General features: G+C 39.3%; 20 protein-coding genes and 3 pseudogenes. 12 read left to right on the forward strand and 11 right to left on the reverse strand.

The features are described from left to right. Positions 1 to 3 precede the first annotated feature (3 nt). Positions 4 to 1,017: a flotillin-like protein FloA gene (gene floA, locus WG932_RS25565; protein ID WP_014020566.1), complete on the forward strand. Its 1,014-nt coding sequence runs from the start codon at positions 4 to 6 to the stop codon at positions 1,015 to 1,017. Here floA and WG932_RS25570 read toward each other — a convergent pair. The 4 genes and pseudogenes from WG932_RS25570 to hemA all read right to left on the reverse strand — a co-directional run bounded on the left by WG932_RS25570 (position 952) and on the right by hemA (position 4,004). Further along, positions 952 to 1,905: a WG repeat-containing protein gene (locus tag WG932_RS25570; protein ID WP_483085852.1), complete on the reverse strand. Its 954-nt coding sequence runs from the start codon at positions 1,903 to 1,905 to the stop codon at positions 952 to 954. The two genes, floA and WG932_RS25570, sit on opposite strands and share 66 nt — an antisense overlap. Positions 1,906 to 1,968: 63 nt before the next feature. Next, positions 1,969 to 2,187 (reverse strand): annotated as a pseudogene (locus tag WG932_RS25575) (WG repeat-containing protein); the annotation flags it as partial. Beyond that, the gene (locus WG932_RS25580; RefSeq protein ID WP_483085853.1) at positions 2,142 to 2,609 is read right to left on the reverse strand and encodes a hypothetical protein; all 468 of its coding nucleotides are present in this window, start codon (positions 2,607 to 2,609) and stop codon (positions 2,142 to 2,144) included. The pseudogene WG932_RS25575 and the gene WG932_RS25580, both read right to left, overlap by 46 nt. Before the next feature lie 112 nt (positions 2,610 to 2,721). Next, positions 2,722 to 4,004 (reverse strand): annotated as a pseudogene (gene hemA / locus WG932_RS25585) (glutamyl-tRNA reductase). Positions 4,005 to 4,187: 183 nt separating this feature from the next. Here hemA and WG932_RS25590 point away from each other — a divergent pair. From WG932_RS25590 to WG932_RS25600, 3 genes are all read left to right on the forward strand, one after another. Continuing rightward, entirely contained in the window at positions 4,188 to 4,898 is a 711-nt protein-coding gene (locus WG932_RS25590; protein WP_483085854.1) for a ComEA family DNA-binding protein, read from the forward strand. A gap of 232 nt (positions 4,899 to 5,130) precedes the next feature. Continuing rightward, a complete protein-coding gene (locus tag WG932_RS25595) occupies positions 5,131 to 5,433 on the forward strand; it encodes a type I restriction enzyme HsdR N-terminal domain-containing protein (RefSeq protein ID WP_483085855.1) in 303 nt (100 codons plus the stop codon). Between the two features lie 91 nt (positions 5,434 to 5,524). Further along, entirely contained in the window at positions 5,525 to 6,238 is a 714-nt protein-coding gene (locus WG932_RS25600) for a Crp/Fnr family transcriptional regulator (protein ID WP_041935131.1), read from the forward strand. A gap of 44 nt (positions 6,239 to 6,282) precedes the next feature. On the opposite strand, the gene WG932_RS25605 is transcribed toward WG932_RS25600, so the two are convergent. From WG932_RS25605 to WG932_RS25625, 5 genes and pseudogenes are all read right to left on the reverse strand, one after another. Continuing rightward, the gene (locus WG932_RS25605; protein WP_483085856.1) at positions 6,283 to 6,972 is read right to left on the reverse strand and encodes a 3-keto-disaccharide hydrolase; all 690 of its coding nucleotides are present in this window, start codon (positions 6,970 to 6,972) and stop codon (positions 6,283 to 6,285) included. A gap of 94 nt (positions 6,973 to 7,066) precedes the next feature. After that, positions 7,067 to 7,783: a gluconate 2-dehydrogenase subunit 3 family protein gene (locus tag WG932_RS25610; RefSeq protein ID WP_014020573.1), complete on the reverse strand. Its 717-nt coding sequence runs from the start codon at positions 7,781 to 7,783 to the stop codon at positions 7,067 to 7,069. Between the two features lie 5 nt (positions 7,784 to 7,788). Next, positions 7,789 to 9,527 (reverse strand): annotated as a pseudogene (locus WG932_RS25615) (GMC oxidoreductase). Between the two features lie 105 nt (positions 9,528 to 9,632). Continuing rightward, on the reverse strand, positions 9,633 to 10,151 hold the full coding sequence (locus WG932_RS25620) for an arylesterase (protein ID WP_483085857.1): 519 nt from the start codon (positions 10,149 to 10,151) through the stop codon (positions 9,633 to 9,635). Next, on the reverse strand, positions 10,148 to 10,384 hold the full coding sequence (locus WG932_RS25625; RefSeq protein WP_483085858.1) for a hypothetical protein: 237 nt from the start codon (positions 10,382 to 10,384) through the stop codon (positions 10,148 to 10,150). The genes WG932_RS25620 and WG932_RS25625 overlap by 4 nt, the downstream gene beginning before the upstream one ends. 28 nt (positions 10,385 to 10,412) lie before the next feature. On the opposite strand from WG932_RS25625, the gene WG932_RS25630 reads away from it, so the two are divergent. The 7 genes from WG932_RS25630 (at position 10,413) to WG932_RS25660 (ending at position 15,069) form a co-directional block, all read left to right on the forward strand. Next, complete coding sequence (locus WG932_RS25630) at positions 10,413 to 11,090, forward strand: ABC transporter ATP-binding protein (protein ID WP_149393388.1); 678 nt, start codon at positions 10,413 to 10,415, stop codon at positions 11,088 to 11,090. After that, positions 11,083 to 12,444: an ABC transporter permease gene (locus WG932_RS25635; RefSeq protein ID WP_483085859.1), complete on the forward strand. Its 1,362-nt coding sequence runs from the start codon at positions 11,083 to 11,085 to the stop codon at positions 12,442 to 12,444. Before WG932_RS25630 ends, WG932_RS25635 begins: the two co-directional genes overlap by 8 nt. Before the next feature lie 8 nt (positions 12,445 to 12,452). Beyond that, positions 12,453 to 12,935 carry a hypothetical protein gene (locus WG932_RS25640; protein WP_483085860.1) on the forward strand — a complete coding sequence of 161 codons (483 nt, stop codon included), beginning with the start codon at positions 12,453 to 12,455 and terminating at the stop codon, positions 12,933 to 12,935. Further along, on the forward strand, positions 12,932 to 13,600 hold the full coding sequence (locus WG932_RS25645) for an ABC transporter permease (protein ID WP_483085861.1): 669 nt from the start codon (positions 12,932 to 12,934) through the stop codon (positions 13,598 to 13,600). Before WG932_RS25640 ends, WG932_RS25645 begins: the two co-directional genes overlap by 4 nt. An 84-nt stretch (positions 13,601 to 13,684) precedes the next feature. Then, entirely contained in the window at positions 13,685 to 14,134 is a 450-nt protein-coding gene (locus tag WG932_RS25650) for a MarR family winged helix-turn-helix transcriptional regulator (protein ID WP_014020578.1), read from the forward strand. A gap of 225 nt (positions 14,135 to 14,359) precedes the next feature. Further along, positions 14,360 to 14,563, forward strand: a complete 204-nt coding sequence (locus tag WG932_RS25655) for a hypothetical protein (RefSeq protein ID WP_483085862.1) — start codon at positions 14,360 to 14,362, stop codon at positions 14,561 to 14,563. Then, a complete protein-coding gene (locus WG932_RS25660; protein ID WP_483085863.1) occupies positions 14,560 to 15,069 on the forward strand; it encodes an SIMPL domain-containing protein in 510 nt (169 codons plus the stop codon). Before WG932_RS25655 ends, WG932_RS25660 begins: the two co-directional genes overlap by 4 nt. A gap of 3 nt (positions 15,070 to 15,072) precedes the next feature. Here WG932_RS25660 and WG932_RS25665 read toward each other — a convergent pair whose 3' ends face one another. Further along, the gene (locus tag WG932_RS25665) at positions 15,073 to 15,444 is read right to left on the reverse strand and encodes a DUF7009 family protein (protein WP_483085864.1); all 372 of its coding nucleotides are present in this window, start codon (positions 15,442 to 15,444) and stop codon (positions 15,073 to 15,075) included. 287 nt (positions 15,445 to 15,731) lie between these two features. On the opposite strand from WG932_RS25665, the gene WG932_RS25670 reads away from it, so the two are divergent. After that, positions 15,732 to 16,415 (forward strand): DUF2461 domain-containing protein, encoded by a 684-nt coding sequence (locus WG932_RS25670; RefSeq protein WP_483085865.1) that lies wholly within the window; start codon positions 15,732 to 15,734, stop codon positions 16,413 to 16,415. Here WG932_RS25670 and WG932_RS25675 read toward each other — a convergent pair. Continuing rightward, positions 16,412 to 17,227, reverse strand: a complete 816-nt coding sequence (locus WG932_RS25675) for a Cof-type HAD-IIB family hydrolase (RefSeq protein WP_483085866.1) — start codon at positions 17,225 to 17,227, stop codon at positions 16,412 to 16,414. The two genes, WG932_RS25670 and WG932_RS25675, sit on opposite strands and share 4 nt — an antisense overlap. Positions 17,228 to 17,234 lie beyond the last annotated feature (7 nt).

Genomic DNA, 17,234 nt, shown 5'->3' on the forward strand with positions numbered 1-17,234 from the left:
ATTATGGATATTTCAAATTCAGTATTAATATTGGTTGCAGCTTTTGGCGGACTGATAATATTTTTCGTTTTCCTCTACTTCGTTCCTGTAAATCTTTGGATTACAGCCATCTTTTCAAACGTGAAAGTTGGTCTATTGGAATTGGTAGGTATGCGGATTCGAAAAGTGCCACCGGGAGTCATTGTCAATTCTTTGATTACAGCCACCAAAGCAGGCTTAAACCTTACCACCAATGATCTGGAAACGCACTTCCTTGCAGGAGGTAATGTGCCCAATGTGATAAGGGCTTTGATTTCTGCAGATAAGGCCAATATCAGCCTTTCCTTTAAACAAGCTACCGCCATAGACTTGGCAGGAAGAGATGTTTTTGAAGCAGTACAGATTTCTGTTAATCCAAAAGTAATTAACACGCCGAATGTAGCAGCTGTTGCTGCAGATGGAATCCAGCTTATCGCCAAAGCGAGAGTAACGGTACGGGCAAACATTGCCCAGCTTGTTGGTGGTGCAGGTGAAGAGACCATCTTGGCAAGGGTAGGTGAAGGAATCGTTACCTCTATCGGTTCTGCTCAGAATCATAAAAGTGTGTTGGAAAATCCAGACAAGATTTCTAAGCTAGTATTGGAGAGAGGGTTGGATGCAGGAACTGCTTTTGAGATTTTATCTATCGATATTGCAGATATTGATGTAGGGTCAAATATTGGTGCCAAACTACAAATTGACCAGGCTACAGCAGACCTCAAAGTAGCGGAAGCAAGGGCAGAAGAAAGAAGAGCAATGGCTGTGGCCTTGGAGCAGGAGATGAAGGCCAAAAACGTGGAAATGAGAGCCAAAGTTACTGAAGCTGAATCTGAAGTTCCAAAAGCTATTGCCGATGCCTTCAGAACAGGGAATCTTGGTGTGATGGATTATTATAAAATGGAAAATGTAAAATCTGATACCAGTATGAGGGATTCAATTGCTAAATCCGATGAAAACAAGTCTTCGGACAGGTCTCGGGGAAACGATAAAAATAAATAAAAAAAGGGCGTTAAGCCCCTTTTTTTGCTTTTTTCTTTTCTTCAATTCCTTTTTACTTAAAACTTCAGGGACTTTTTCTGTCTTACTTTTTGCCAATACTTTTTCGTTTTTCTCGTCAAATAGAATGGAGGTATAAAAAAGAGGTAATTCAAAATCCCCATTTTCTTTTATAACGCCATACTTATCTCCTTTTCTTACTAGGATTTTGTCTTTGGCTTCTCTTCTAATTTCTTCATAAACAGGATGGCTAATGATTGTTCCGTCAGGTTTAGCTAGTCCAAAGAGACCATTGTTCTCCAATAGATAATAGCCATCCGAGGTTCGGCTAATTCTTTGCAAGGGGCCATCAATCATAGAAGCTCCACTTTTATTGATTAAATCATATTTCCCCTCTGCTTGGACTATAGCTACCCCTTCTTTGAAGGCTCCTGCTGAGCTGTATTCATAGGGGATGACCAAAGCTTGATGGTGGTTAATATAACCCCATTTAGTCCCCAACTTTACACTTGCCATGCCCTCAGAGAAAACTGAAACTTGGTCAAAGTTGGGTGCTATAAGTGTGTCTCCACTGGCATTGATAAAGCCAAATCCATCTCCTATTTGGGCGCCATAGGCACCTTCATTTCCGGGGAATATTCCATTGGCAGTTTTATTTGGCTTTACTTCCCACTGCCCTTCTTTATTTAAAAGACCGGTAGTCCCATCCCTGAAATGTACATTGAAGAAATCTCCCGATTTCCTCACTGAATCCATGCCGACAATATCTAATAAAATGCCATCATTTTTCATTATACGCCTTAACTTGCCATGAATGTACTCCACCATCACTTCGTTTTCTATACTGATTCGGTGAAAGCTATTGTACCTAATATCAGCACTCGTCGACAAGGCGTTGATCAGTAGGTACTCATTGCTGTTTTTGGCGTAGAAATAATTTTCTTCTAAGTGGGTTAATTCATCAATTACCGGCTTAAGAATGTATTTCCCTTCAGTATTGATTAACCCAAACCCTGAGGCTTCCTTGGCTACAATTACATCAGTAGAGGGGTCTGTAAGGGAAATAAATTTGTGATCAGGATCTTCTGAAAGTGGTAAGCTATAGCTTCCATCACTATTTTTTGCGATTACTTGTCCATTTCTAGCGATCCTTGCTGAACTGAAATTACCAATGGAACTGGTAGCTCTTTTGCCCCTATCATAAACAAAATATTCCTCCCCTTTCTTCCAAGTAAAAGGGTATAATAAGATTGGATTTCATCGTATGTGGCGGGAAGAACCTGTTCACCATATTCATGTAAGGCACCAAATTTCTCATTGTTCTTAATGATAATCCAAGGTTCTAGAAATTGGTAAAGGGAGGCACCTTCAATATTTGTAAAGGGTTCATAATTGGCATCTAAAAAAGCCAAATCATTGTCAGCGACATTGATTCTAAGGCTGTTGCCAAGCAAGAATATTTCTCCCTCTGCAAGCTTTTTTTCTAGATGAAAGTTGTTGTCAAATACCTCCCAAGTTTGAGGATAAGCAAAGCCTGTAGATAAAAAGGTGAATAATAGAGGAATAAAAAATTTCAATAGGTGTAATTTGCGCATTTTAACTCAATTTAGGGGTGAAAGTAAAAAGAAATTACAGCTTTCACAATAAAAGAAATGAGGCATTTAAATTGCCTGTTAAAAAGAAATGATTCTATGAAAAGGGATTAATTTAGTGATTGGCTTTTTTGGCTTCCTCTTTTTCCAAGTCAAAAAGATCATTGATGATATCAATCATTTCTTCCGCTTGATCGCGTTTGCAGGCAGCTCTAAGTTGTACCACAGGTACTTTTAGGATTTTCTGCATCATGCTTTTGGTGATTTTGTCAATAATCTCAAATTGTTGACCATCAGCGTCAGCCTTTTTGAGGTATCTTTCAAGCTCTTCTTTTCGGATTTGCTCCAAGCTATTTTTAAGCTTATTGATGGTAGGTGAAACCATCATTTCTTTTTTCCAGTCGTAAAACTCTTTGATGTTGTCTACGATGATGTTTTCCACCTGAGGAATGGCTGCCTTTCTTTTACTTAACGTTTCAGTTGCTTTGCTTCGAATATTGTCCACATTGTATAATAGGACTCGGGAAGATCTTCTACAGCTGTTTCTATGCTCCTTGGGACAGAAAGGTCCACAAGTAATTTATAACTTTTTATATTAAATTTACTGATTAACTCTTTGCTGATTAAGGGTTCCGGCATGGCTACTGATGAAATAATCACATCAGCATCTTCCATAGCTTCATAGCATTTCTCGAAAGGGATGGCTTCAAAATTGTACTCAGCAGCCAATTCTTGGGCCTTAGAAAAAGTACGATTGGCAATTTTAATTTGCGCATCTCCTAAGTAAACCAAGTTTTTGGCAACATCCTCACCAATTTCTCCTAAACCAACCAATAGCACTCTGGGTTGATGGGTATTGGAAGTAAGTTCTTCGATTAATTCTACTGCCGCATAAGAAACAGAAGCAGCCCCATCCCTAAAAGCCGTTTCTTGAACAACCTTTTTATTGGTAAAGAAAATAGTGTGCATCAGCCTATGCAGGAAAGGCCCTGCCATGTCCATATCTACCGCCGTTTGGTAAGAACGCTTTACTTGATTTGAGATTTGCATATCTCCGATTACCTGAGCTTCCAAGCCCATGGCCACCCTGAATAGGTGGGAAATAGCAGCTTTGTCATCATGGTAGATGTCAAAATACTCCAGATATGAAATGGTGTCCACCAAGCCTTTTTCAAGACCTACGAGTTTGATGATCTCAGTAGATAGGTCTAGCTCGTGGCTGTAATAGATCTCCGTTCGATTGCAGGTAGACAAGATTAAGGTGTCTGTCAAACTAAAAAAATCTCTCAATTTACCCAATAAAGAGCGTACCGCTCCTTCATCCAAAGATACTAACTCCCGGATTGCTACAGGTGCATTCTTAAATGAGAGACTTAATGCTTTAAACTTTGACTGCATAGCAACAACTTTCAGCTACAAATTTATTATAGAATTGGGACGAAATGAATTAATTCATCAAAGGGAATTCAATTTATAATGCTTCTAAATAAAATAGGCCTTTTTTCTTTCCCAATACAACAATGCTATTTTTTGGAATAACATTCCATAATTGTTAATTTATGTTGGGAAAGGAGGAAAAGTATGCTAGAACAATGGTTTTATAGACTCAAATCTTATTTGGGATTCAGTCGAAGAGAAATGCGTGGCTTCGTATTTGTGATCCCATTGCTCGCACTGTTGTATGCTGTTCCCTATTTTATTGAAAGGTATAACCGTTCTGTTTCACAAGCCCTTTACCTGGAATACATTGCCAAGAACAAAGCCTTCTTTTCTTCTGAACCTTCTTTTACTAAAGTTTCGCAGGACGAAAAGTCCAAGCAATCTAAAAGGAGTAAAGAAAAAGAAAGTGCTAAAATTTCTTCCTCGAAACTTATAAAACCTTCTAAACCGGTATTCAATCAATTAAGCTTTGCTGATGTATCAGCGATAGAATTACAAATGGTGCAGGGTGTAGGTCCTGTATTGTCTGCACGGATTAGTGAATATCGAGATAATTTAGGGGGCTTTCATAAACCGGAGCAACTTTTAGAAGTGTATGGAGTAGATGCAGCGTTGGCTGAAAAGATTTATGCTACTTTTACCTTTAAGCCGGAAATAACCAGCAAAATTAATATCAATCAAGCCGATTTCAAACAATTGATCAAACATCCGTATATAGATTATGGAGCCACCAAAGTGATTTTGGCGTATAGGAACCAGCATGGAGCATTTGGGTCGGCTGAAGATCTACTGAAGATCAAGATTTTTAACCAGCCTTGGGTGGATAGAGTTTCCCCTTACCTTAGTTTCTGATTTTATTATTGTAATTGTGTTTTGCCTTCTAGTTTTTTGTGGGAAATTTATGTCATGAAAGATTTGGTTGCGCAATTGTCTGAGGTGACTCTGAATTTACCTTCCTACACGATGAATATCGAAAAGGGCGATCAGGGTAAATATTTTGTATTTGACCCGATAAGGAAAAAAATTATTATTAACTCCAGAGGAATGGGTAAGGCAACACATTACTCATTACTTGGTTGAGCACATGAAGTATCCAGGAAGTTTGATTTCATTGGAGAAAGGCCTTAAATACAATGCCCTTCAAAAGCGGTTTGATATTTTAGTACTTGACAGGTCGGGAGCCTCTTTTTTTCTAATTGAATGCAAAGCACCGGACGTAAAATTGAGTCAAAGAACTGTCGAGCAAGTTTGTGTTTACAACAATAAATTCAATGCCCCTTATATCTGTATCAGCAATGGCAGGATGCATTTTTGTCTCAAAAAGGACTTACAAACGGGTAAATACTCCCAAATTAGCCATTTCCCGGAATTTGAACAGAATCAATAGATTTAAACAACTGATTTATGACAATTAATGTGACCTTAGTCATGTTATTTGCTAAATTTGTCAAGTATCTTTCAAAAAATATGGGCTGATTATGATGAATAAAGTTAAAAGTACGCCTTGTGAACTGTGCTTGAGCAGAAAGTTATCCCTATTTGCAGGTCTAGGAGAAGAGCATTTGTGCAATATTTCTGAAGGAAAGAATTTTATTTCTCACAAGAAAGGGCAAATCCTTTATTATGAAAACACGAAGCCTTTAGGAGTTTTCTGTGTGAATAGTGGGGTCGTCAAAATTTTTAAAACCGCATCTAATGGTAAAGATCAAATCATACGACTGGCTCAGAAAGGAGACCTTGTGGGTTATGCTTCTTTGATTGGAGAAGAGGCCTATACCACCACTGCCACAATTGTGGAGGATGCAGGTATTTGTTTTGTGCCCAAAGAGGTATTTTTAAAGGTAATGAAAGAGGACAATAATTTTCACCGAAGTCTCACTCAGGCCCTTTGTCATGACATGGGTTTAATGGAAAGCCAATTGACTGATGCTACTCAAAAATCCATCAGGGAGCGTTTGGCCTTGACTTTATTAAAACTGGGCGACAGTTATGGTGTGGATGGAGGGGATAGACAGCGACTTGACATAACCCTCACAAGGGAGGAAATTGCTGGGCTTGTAGGTACTGCTACGGAGACCGTAATTAGGTTGCTATCTGAGTTTAAGAAAGATAAACTTATAGATTTACAAGGGAAAAAAATTATTCTATTGAATCGAAAAGGTTTAGCAAGGCTTTCAGATTTTTATGGTTGATAAACCAAAATTAAAAAGCCCATCGTAGGGCTTTTTTTTTGGATCTATTTTGAAAGTTCCGTGATTGGTTCTAAGTCTAGTTTTCTAAACTCTACTTTGGCTCCTTCTGCCTGAACAGCCACTTGCCCTTTAGTGGCGGTAGCATTGTATCCTTCATTTACCAAGTCACCATTCACCCAAACCATTACTTTATCTCCTAGGCACTCAATTACCATCCTGTTCCACAAGCCGGGAGTATTTTCTGAGCCATCAGTAAGGTTAAGGATTCTTCTTTTTTTACCTTCAGTCACTCCCCATTCTTCTTTCGGCCCTCTTCTTTCCACCATATTGTCCACCTCTATATTTTCCACTATGCACCAAAAATCGCCTGCATTTTCATGATACATCTGTACCTCAATAGATTTGGGGAACATTTTGTACAGAGATCTGGGGGTAGAGGCATGGACAAGTATTCCGCAATTACCCGTGGCTTCCGGAAATCGGTATTCTGCAGTAATCCTGTAATTTTCATATTCATCATCGGTGATCAAATGACCTTGAGGTGTCCCCATGCTTATCAATAGCCCATCTTTCACTACAAACGAAGGGCTGATATTTGGGTTTTCATCTTGATCCGGCACGTCCACATGCCAGCCGGACAAATCCTTCCCATTAAAAATAGGTAATTTCTGTGCCATCAAAGGACTTAGCAACAACAGGGATAGCAAAGAGAGTAGCAAAGCTTTTGGCTTCATGGTATAGGGTTTTATTGGTTATGGTTATAAAGCAAACAGGGGAACACCTAAGTAGACGTTCCCCTGTTTGGAATGATGGGCTGACGGGATAAGCTTATCCGATCAAATTACCATTGTCATCCCATTGGGCAATGGTTCCCCTTGTACTGATGTCAAGATAAACGTCTTTGTATTTAGGGTCGTTTTCAAGGCCATGTTTGGCCAAAACTTCTTCAGGTACTCCATCCCATGCATTAGGGCGGTTACCTACATATCCCAAATCTTTGAAGCCTTCTTCACTGGTGAAAAACCCTGTTGCAGTTAAATTTCTGAGATTGTTAAAAAACTTAACACCACTTAGGTTTTCAGGTTTTGCAGTATCAGGGTAAGCAATCAAATCTATAATTTGAGTGCGTTGATCTTCGGAAATTTCAAGGAATTTGCTGCCAAATAGTTCGTCTGATTTGTGGTCAAGCCATAACATACCACCTCTTAGGGGTGTTTGGTAGCTAGGAATATCCTTCACCATGAATTCAATGAAGTCAGGCACACCGGCCTCTGTTGCACTCCCTGAAGTTTCATCTGCAGGGATAATCATGTCCACAAGGATGTCTAGCTTTTTACGCTCTTCTTCGGTGAAAAAGGTCGCAGATTTTAGGTTTTCGTTATGAATAATCTCTTCCGGAGTTCTACCATAACTACCGAACTCTCCTATTTTAGGATTGTGAGGAATTTCTACTGTTTCCGGTGATTCCGGCCCGCATCCTGTAAACAGCATACCCGAAGCCAGGGAACCGGTAAATAAAAGTTTTAGGTTTTCTCTTCTGTTCATTGCTTTTAGATATTTTTCTTGTTCAGTTGATCGATAATGTATTCGGAGGTTCTCCAAGAATTAGCCAAGATGGTCCAGGTAGGATTTTTGTCCGCTTGGGAAACAAAAGCTCCACCATCTACTACAAACAAGTTTTTGCAATCATGTGCCTGCGAATATTTGTTCAAAACAGATGTTTTGGGATCATTACCCATTCGTGTGGTGCCAACTTCATGTATAATTCTTCCCGGTTTATGCAGTCCATATTCTTTGTCTCTTCCCGGTTTTTCACCTAGAATCACTGCTCCCATGCTGGTCAAAATTTCCTCAAACGTATCGTGCATGTGCTTGGCTTGGTTGAGTTCTTGATCACTCCATTTGTAGTGGAATTTCAAAACCGGTATACCATATTTATCCACTACCTGATCGTCGATTTCACAGTAGTTTTCATACCGTGGTATACTCTCTCCTCTACCTGACATCCCTACAGTACTACCGAAAAATCTTCTAATGTCTTTTTTCAATCCAGCACCATAACCGCCGTTTACTCCAGGATTACCAAATTCATCTTTGACGTATTGTCTCATGGTGTCCATGCCACCACCAAAACCATAGGAAGGCATGCCCATGCCACCCCAATATTCTATGTGGTATCCTCTGGCAAAATCCAGATTTTTCTCATTAAGCCACCAAGGAGTATAGACGTGCATTCCACCTACTCCGTCTTCATTGTATCTCTCTCTGTCCATCAAATCAGGTAGGATTCCCATTCTATCTGCTCCAGTGGAGTCATGCAAGTAATGACCTACGTGTCCGGAACTGTTACCCAGCCCATCAGGATGTTGTGCTGATTTGGAGTTCAACATTATTCTTGCGGATTCACAAGCAGAGGCTCCTAATACAACAACCCTTGCAGAAAGTTTGTATTCTTTCATATCGAGCTTACTAATATAAGTAACCCCTGTAGCTTCACCTTTATCATTTGTGATTACTTTCCTTACCATGGCCATGGTAAAAAGATCCACTTGTCCTTTTTTCATGGCCGGTTTTACCAAGCATGTTCCGGCAGAAAAATCCGCATAAACCTGACAAGCTCTGTTACATTGGCTACAGAAAAAACAGGTTCCTCTATCATTGTTTACAGGTCTTGTAAGGATGGAAAGCCTGGAAGGTATGACAGGAACATTGACTTTGTCAGCCCCTTTTTTGATAAACAACTCATGTAATCGAGGTTTGGGGGTGGAAGGAAATTTCCATCAGGTTCATTGTTGATTCCTTCTTTTGAACCAAATACACCAATTAGTTTGTCCACCTTGTCATAATAAGGAGCAATGTCATCATAACTGATGGGCCAGTTTTCACCCAAGCCATCAAAATCCTTTCTCTTAAAATCCAAAGGACCAAATCTCAAAGAAATTCTACCCCAGTGGTTCGTTCTCCCACCAAGCATTCTAGATCTAAACCAATCAAATTCACTTCCTTCACCACGGGTGTATGGCTCTCCGTCAATTTCCCACCCGCCTATGGCAGCATCAAAATCTCCGAATGGACGCACAGTACCGGCACCTCTTCGAGGGGATTCCCATGGTGGCCTTAATTGAGTCCTGTGTTCTTCTATAGCCGGGTCGAAATCAGCCCCAGCTTCTACTACTGCTACCTTCAATCCGGCCTCTGCCAAGATTTTGGAAGACATTCCACCACCTGCTCCAGATCCTACGATGATTACGTCGTAAGCATCTCCGGCGGTCTGTATTTGAATACTCATTCTTTGTTTTTTATTAATTACTTTGAAAAATTAAGATAATTTTCTGATAATAAAAAGAAACATTTTTAAACTACGATACCCCTACTGTTAAAAATAGGCTATTTTTTATAGTAGCGGTCGTAAATGTTTCCAAACTGTTTGGGCGACAATCTCTTGACCTTCACTAGTCGGGTGAATACCATCCGGCAAATTTAAATCAGGATTCCCCGCTACTCCCTCGAGCAAAAAAGGGATCATTTCCACCTCTTGCTTCCTTGCAATCTCAGCATACATTTCCCTAAACTCTTCCGAATATTCTTGCCCCATATTGGGAGGAATCTGCATTCCGGCCAACAAGATTTTGGTGTCAGGAAATCTGTTTGAAACAGATGAAATGATTGCATTAAGGTTTTTTCTGGTTTCTGCTAAAGGGATTCCTCTCAACCCATCGTTTCCTCCGAGTTCAAGTATGAAAACTTCGGGTTGATCCTCCAGAAACCAATCAAGCCTACTCAAGCCACTGGCAGTAGTTTCTCCACTTAAACCACCATTTATCACTCGATAATTTAAGTTAAGACTATCTATTTTATTTTGAATCAAGGAAGGAAAAGATTCATCCTCATCCAAACCATATCCTGCTGTCAAACTATTGCCATAAAATAAAATATTTTTTTCTTTTGCTTCTCAGGCTTTTTATCTGCTGTAGGTGTAACCTTTTTCTCTGATTCCTGTTTTTGATTACAGGAGACAGTAAAAAGGAAATGGCTACAAGAAGTAGCATTACCGGAAATATTGTTTTTATCAATTTTAACATTTGAAATATTTTTACAATCAATTATCAAAAATACTAAACTTAATCCACTATTGTTTTTGTTCAAAAGGGATAAGTTTTTTTCTTTGAAAGATATGAACATACTAAGCGTTGAAAATCTGAGCAAAACCTACCGTAGTGGAAACAGGGAACTCACTGTATTAGATCAGGTAAGTTTTGAAGTGGAACAAGGTAAAACCCTTTCAATAGTCGGCCCTTCCGGGAGCGGTAAAACCACCTTGTTGGGCTTATGCGCCGGTTTGGATGTGGCCAGTTCCGGAAGCGTTCGCATGGATGGTAAAGCACTTGAAAACATGAACGAAGATCAAAGGGCCGGCATTAGGAATCAATTGGTGGGTTTTATTTTCCAAAATTTTCAACTTTTACAAACTTTAACAGCATTGGAAAATGTAATGGTTCCTTTGGAGTTAAAGAAACGAAAAGATGCCAAAGATAAGGCAAAAGAGCTTTTGGTAAAAGTAGGGCTTGGGGACAGGCTAACCCATTACCCTAATCAATTATCCGGTGGGGAACAACAAAGGGTTTCCATTGCCAGGGCTTTTGCAAATGAGCCAAAAATATTATTTGCAGACGAACCTACCGGCAACTTAGATACTGAAACCGGAGAAATGGTTGAAAATCTAATCTTTAAGCTAAACGAGGAGCAAGGGACCACATTAATTTTGGTTACCCACGACTTGGAATTAGCAGCAAAAACACACCAGTCATTACATATTAAAGGCGGTAAAATACAGGAGGCTACACATGGTTGATTGGGCTTGGTCTATTAAAATGGCCAGAAGAGAATTTAGAAAAACTGGCGTCAAATTAGTTCTGTTTGTTTCAGCGATTGTTACAGGTATCGCAGCATTAGTAGCGGTCACTTCCTTCGGAGATAATTTAAGTAAAGACATTGATGAGCAAGCCAAGGAACTGTTGGGAGCCGACTTACTACTCAAGAAAAATCAGCCCATAGAGTTTCCCGAGATTGAGGAAATAGCCAGCAAGCATGCCTTGGAAATAAACTTTGCTTCCATGGTCTATTTTCCTAAAGCCGGTGACAGTAGATTGACTCAGGTAAGGGCCTTGGAAGGGGATTTCCCTTTTTATGGAACATTAGAAACTATACCGGAAAACGCTGAAAGCGATTTTAGATCCGGTGGTAAAAAGGCTCTGGTAGAAAAAACATTAATGGCTCAGTTTGATGCAGTGGTCGGGGATTTTATTAAGGTGGGCAATGCCAACCTTGAAATTATCGGAGCCTTACAAAAAGTGCCGGGGCAAACCGGTATTACTGCAACCGTTGCCCCAGCTGTCTATATTCCCATGGATCAGCTTGAGGCCTCAGGTTTGGTGCAATATGGAAGCAGGGTCAATTACAATCATTATTTCCTGTTTCCGGAATCTTATGCCCTGCAAACATTAATTGATGAGAACAAAGAGTTATGGGGTGAAGATCGGGTTAACTTTGATACCGTTCAATCGCAAAAAGAGTCAACAGGAAGGTCTTTCGAAAACCTTTCCAACTTCCTTACATTGGTTGCCTTTATCGCTGTTTTGTTGGGTTGTGTGGGAGTGGGAAGTGCAGTCAATGTCTTTGTAAAAGAAAAGCTTCCTTCTGTAGCCGTGTTAAGGTGCTTAGGGGTAAAAGCCTTGGATATCATTATCGTGTATTTGGTACAGATTTTTTTTATGGGTTTACTGGGTTCCATTATTGGTGCAACAGCCGGAGCCTTACTTCAATTTCTGTTACCCATCGTTTTTAGTGATTTCTTACCGGTGGAAGTGACGGTTCAATTGGCTTGGGGAGCCATTGGTATGGGAATAGTTACCGGGGTATTGATATCCATCCTTTTTGCCTTAATTCCATTGCTAAAGATTCGGAAAGTTTCTCCTATGATGACTTTAAGACCAGACGATCAATCAACCAATATAGGAAAAGATCCTTTACGATTATTTGTGTTGATAGGTATTGTGGTGTTTATACTTTTGTTTAGTTTCTTTTTGTTGGGTAAATGGGATCAAACCCTGTGGTTTACCGGTTTTGTGGTATTGTCCTTTGGTGCCTTATGGCTTTTGGCCATGGGCGTAATGAAGGCCATAAGGACTTTTTACCCATTTCCTTAAACTATCCCGTGAGGCAGGCCCTGTCAAATTTATACCGACCCAACAACCAAACAGTTTCCCTTTTGGCTACCATTGGATTAGGTACGGCCATGATTGGGACCTTGTTTTTTATCCAAGATCAACTGTTGGATGAGGTAAGGTTTGCAGACAAAGAGGACCAGCCCAATATGTTGTTCTTTGATATTCAAACCAACCAAGTAGACAGTATGAAAGCCGTATTGGATGCCGAAGGTTTACCTATCTTGCAACATGTTCCCATCATCACTATGGGCGTATCTGAGGTCAATGGGCTCACCAAAAGAGAAAATGAAGCACTTAAGGATGAAGATAGAAGGTCAAGATCTTTTTACAATCGGGAGTTTAGAGTTACTTATAGAGATAGTCTTATAAATACTGAAGAGCTGGTGGAGGGGAACTTATCCCTTATACAACTAACTCAGATAGCATCTTTGTATCCATGGAAGAAGGTTATGCAGAACGTAATCACATGAAGATAGGGGATGAGATAGTCTTTAATGTACAAGGTAGACCTCTGACTACTTATGTTGGAAGTATACGAAAAGTTAACTTTAGAAGAGTTTCCACAAATTTCCTGGTTGTTTTTCCTGATAAAGTGTTAGACAATGCTCCGAAATTTCACGTGCTGATCACAAAAACAAAAGACGATAAAGCTTCCGCCGCCATCCAAAACACCATAGTGAGACAGTTTCCCAATGTATCGGTTGTGAATTTAAGTATGATTGTGGAAACCTTGGAGGACTTATTGGGGAAGATTGGGTTTGTTATTCAGTTCATGGCTTTCTTTAGTATTATAACTGGTATTTTAGTGCTGATTAGTTCCTTGCTCATCAGTAAATTCCAGCGGGTAAGGGAAAATATTTTGTTAAGAACCATTGGTGCTGAAAGAAAAGTATTGATAAAAATTAATATCCTTGAGTATCTTTTTCTAGGAAGTTTGGCTGCAGGTGGCGGTTTGATTTTGTCTATCCTCGCTTCATTTTTGTTAAGTTATTTTGTCTTTGAAATTGCTTTTAGCTTGGCGTGGCAACCCTTGGTTTTGGTGTTTGGATTGATAACAGCCCTCACGGTGTTCTTAGGTTATGTAAACAGTTTGAATATTTTGAAAGCAAAGACAATGGATATTTTAAGGACTTAATATGGAGTGATTTAAGTCAGGGAAGACGGAAAAGGAACCTTTTGATTAAATTCTGTGTCTCTACATTAGATACAAGTAAAGCAAATGAAAATTGAAGAGGAAATAAAACAAAGTCTATTTAAAGACGGATATACCAAAGCAGTAGTGAATTTATTGTTCACACAAAGCTATTTGGTGAGCCGTCAAAGTAGGATTTTTAAGCCTCATGATATCTCTGCAGAACAGTACAATGTCCTTAGAATTTTGAGAGGGAGGTCTCCCAAACCAATCACTGTTTCATCGATTCAAGAGAGAATGCTCAATAAAATGAGTAATGCCTCAAGACTGGTGGAAAAGCTCAAGCAGAAAGAAATGGTGAAGCGTACCGAATGTCCCAAAGACCGGAGGCAAGTGGATGTAGTGATTACTGAAAAGGGGTTGGATCTTTTAGCGCTACTTGACAAAGAAGTAAAGCAATTTAATATGGATACGATTCATCTCGATGAGGGTGAGGTAGAACAATTAAATCACTTATTGGATAAGCTTAGGGGTTGATTTTAATAAGTGGGTTTTGAAGATTGGCCTATTTTTGAAGCTATATTAAATTTTGTAGCTTATGGGACTAATCATTTTATTATAAAATCCCTTACATTTTTAATTTTCAGTAACTCCTGTATGTTGTCGAAAGGTCTGAAGCTGTCTTTTGAATTTTTGGCCTGTGTTTTGTGTAGGGATGTGAAAAGTTAGAGGTTTAAATTATTATCAAGAGTAGCTAAAATTATGAAAAATATATTGGCGATAGTGTGCTTAATGATAGGCTTTCAAATGTTTTCTTATGCACAGGAAACCACGAAAATTAGCGTAGAGGGTAACAGTGAGCTTAAAATATTGCCTGATGAAGCTTTGATCAATGTATCATTAAAAGAGAAGGCTTTGAAAACGGCGGAGGCTACTGAAGGGCTGAATCAAAAGCTGCTGAAGTGACCAAGGCACTTAAGAAAAGCGGTGTGGAAAATTACGAGCTAAAAGCAGATAATTATTATATCCATGTTAACAGGGTCTATACAAAAGGGACTTCTAAGGACAGTGGATATGTGGCCAGTCAAAATTTAAAAATATTGGTAAAAAATACAGAAGAAGACTTGGTCAAAATCATGGAAGCTTTGCATGCCAATATAGATATGGGCTTCCAATTGAGTTTTCAGCTTTCAGATAGCAAAAGGAAAGAATACCAAGATGAGTTGTTGCAAATGGCCTTATTGGATGCTAAAAGTAAAGCCATGACCATAGCCAATACACTTGATTTAGGAGCAATAACTGTTCAAGAAGTAATCTACGGTTCTGGAGGGAATATATATCAGCCTAAAGTTTATAGAAATGAAGCCATGATGGTAAGTGCTGACAACCAAAGGACAGCACCAACCATTCAGCCAGACGAACAAACTTTAAGTGACCAGATAAAAGTGGTATTTACTTTTTCAAAAGAATAAGCCTTATGCTTGAGGATTAGGGAAATTGTCTGTTTCGTTTTCCCCAGGTCTTTTGTGTAGACATTGAAAATCTTTTTCGACCAACAACTGAAGGTTAATGCCATCCTCTAGTGATTGAGTTTTGGCTATACCAATTTGTTCTGTATTTGCCCAGTCTTTAACCTCCGATAATGGAAGGCTTATGCTGATTTCTCCCTGCTCAAAAGTTATGCTTAGGAATTTTTCTTTTGCGGAGGCTTTTAAATTATAGATGAATGAAGGATAAGGGCTAGGAAATTTCAATTCCTCTTTGATTTCATTTTTCTCAGACAACTGCTCAACTTCAGACATCGAGAGTCGGAGACGGATGGTGTTGTTGTGAATGCGAATTTTCATAAATCAATGATTGAAGTGTGCGGGTGATAATAAATCCAGACCAACTTGAACCGAACTTTAGGCAATATTACTAGGTATATAGGCCATTTTAAAATTAGCTAATTATTCTTATGTAAACCAAAAACAAAAGTTACATCTTACTTGTAGGGATGAAAGTGGTATGTATTAATGAGCCGAGCTCTTTGTTGCTTTATTTTTGAAAATTATTGTCTATTGATTTTTGAATTTGATAAAAGTATAAGCAATTTACCCATAGGAAATCATTTGTCAATTTACTCTTAAATATCATGTCAAATAAAGATCTTCTGACTTTTCTTACTGAGTTGTCTGCCAATAATAGCAAAGAGTGGATGGACGAAAACCGAACATGGTATGTACATGAGAGGGCTTCTTTTCTTGAACTGGTTGCTGAAATTTTGGCTGCTTTAAGCAAAGTTGAGCCCCGCTTTGCAGAATTGCGGCCGAAAGATTGTATGTTTAGACAGAATAGAGATATTCGTTTTAGCGCCAATAAAGCACCCTATAAAACCAATATGGCTGCTTATTTTTCAATCGGAGGTAAAAAAGCAGAGGGTCCCGGATATTATCTTCACATACAACCCGGAGCTTCTATAGTAGGAGGAGGAGTATGGATGCCACCGGCTCCCATTTTAAAGAAAATCAGGCAGGAAATAGACTATTCAGGCCAAGAATTAGCGCAAATCCTATTAGCAGGAGAAATAAAAGATACTTTTGGCGAAATGCAGGGGGAAAAGCTTAAGACCTCTCCCAAAGGATTTGAAAAAGACCACCCATATATTGAATATTTAAGACACAAGAGTTTTGTGCTTTCTCAGCCTATTGCAGATACCGATATACGATCAGGTGCTTTTGTGGCAATAGCAATAGAAGCCTATGAAAAGATGGAGCCTTTTCATTCTTTTCTCTCCCGAGCAATTAACTCCACAGATGAAGAGGATTTATTGCTCTAAAGTAGAAGTTTTTCAATGATTTTGGCTACACCATCTTCAATATTTGAGCTTGTGACTTCTTTTGCTACAGCTTTTACTTCTTCACGCGCATTGGCAACAGCCACCCCATAGCCTACTTCATCCAAAAGAGGGATGTCATTGTAATTATCCCCGAAGGCCAAAACCTCCTCCATTGGAATATTGTAATCAGCCAAAATCCGTCGCAGACCTGAGGCCTTGGAGATAGCCTTCGGTGCGATTTCAATATAAGTATCTTTAGAACGGTAAAGATGTAATGAGGAACCATGGCTATTGAACAATTGATCGTATAACCATTGAATTTCAGCTGCATGTCCCATGCACATGACCTTATGAGCACCCATTTTGCCTCTTTCCCAATTTTCAATTATTCCATGTTGGTTACCTAAAGTTGCTTTAACTTTGGTCACCATCTCTTCCTTTTCAGTCCATTTATCCATGGAGGGAGCATACCAATTATCTTCGGCATACAGGCTGATGTGAGCCTGTGTTTGTTTGGCAACTTGCATGATCTTGCGACATATTTCCGGGTTGATATAAGTAGAATCAACCATTTCGGCCCCATTATGTGGGGAGCGAATGACATAACCCCCATTATAGCAAATCAAAGGGTTGTCGGCTCTTTCAAACTCGTCCAGCAAATGTGTCATTGCACCGGCCATTCTCGAGGATGCCAATATAACGGGGAAATCTGCAGGTAATCCTGCGAAAGCCCTTAAGGTTCTCTCTGAAAGTTGTCGGTTCTTATCTAAAAGTGTGCCGTCAATATCGGTGCAAATAGCGCTTATCTTCATTGATTGA

The organism is Cyclobacterium sp. SOCE241 (genome assembly GCF_056867545.1).

Coding starts and splice junctions, on each gene's coding strand:
- WG932_RS25600 (WP_041935131.1), top strand. CDS start 5,525: ATGATGAATAAAGTTAAAAGTACGCCTTGTGAACTGTGCTTGAGCAGA.
- WG932_RS25630 (WP_149393388.1), top strand. CDS start 10,413: ATGAACATACTAAGCGTTGAAAATCTGAGCAAAACCTACCGTAGTGGA.
- WG932_RS25635 (WP_483085859.1), top strand. CDS start 11,083: ATGGTTGATTGGGCTTGGTCTATTAAAATGGCCAGAAGAGAATTTAGA.
- WG932_RS25675 (WP_483085866.1), bottom strand. CDS start 17,227: ATGAAGATAAGCGCTATTTGCACCGATATTGACGGCACACTTTTAGAT.
- WG932_RS25580 (WP_483085853.1), bottom strand. CDS start 2,609: ATGCGCAAATTACACCTATTGAAATTTTTTATTCCTCTATTATTCACC.
- WG932_RS25655 (WP_483085862.1), top strand. CDS start 14,360: ATGAAAAATATATTGGCGATAGTGTGCTTAATGATAGGCTTTCAAATG.
- WG932_RS25595 (WP_483085855.1), top strand. CDS start 5,131: ATGAAGTATCCAGGAAGTTTGATTTCATTGGAGAAAGGCCTTAAATAC.
- WG932_RS25650 (WP_014020578.1), top strand. CDS start 13,685: ATGAAAATTGAAGAGGAAATAAAACAAAGTCTATTTAAAGACGGATAT.
- WG932_RS25605 (WP_483085856.1), bottom strand. CDS start 6,972: ATGAAGCCAAAAGCTTTGCTACTCTCTTTGCTATCCCTGTTGTTGCTA.
- WG932_RS25670 (WP_483085865.1), top strand. CDS start 15,732: ATGTCAAATAAAGATCTTCTGACTTTTCTTACTGAGTTGTCTGCCAAT.
- WG932_RS25610 (WP_014020573.1), bottom strand. CDS start 7,783: ATGAACAGAAGAGAAAACCTAAAACTTTTATTTACCGGTTCCCTGGCT.
- WG932_RS25665 (WP_483085864.1), bottom strand. CDS start 15,444: ATGAAAATTCGCATTCACAACAACACCATCCGTCTCCGACTCTCGATG.
- floA (WP_014020566.1), top strand. CDS start 4: ATGGATATTTCAAATTCAGTATTAATATTGGTTGCAGCTTTTGGCGGA.
- WG932_RS25590 (WP_483085854.1), top strand. CDS start 4,188: ATGCTAGAACAATGGTTTTATAGACTCAAATCTTATTTGGGATTCAGT.
- WG932_RS25645 (WP_483085861.1), top strand. CDS start 12,932: ATGAAGATAGGGGATGAGATAGTCTTTAATGTACAAGGTAGACCTCTG.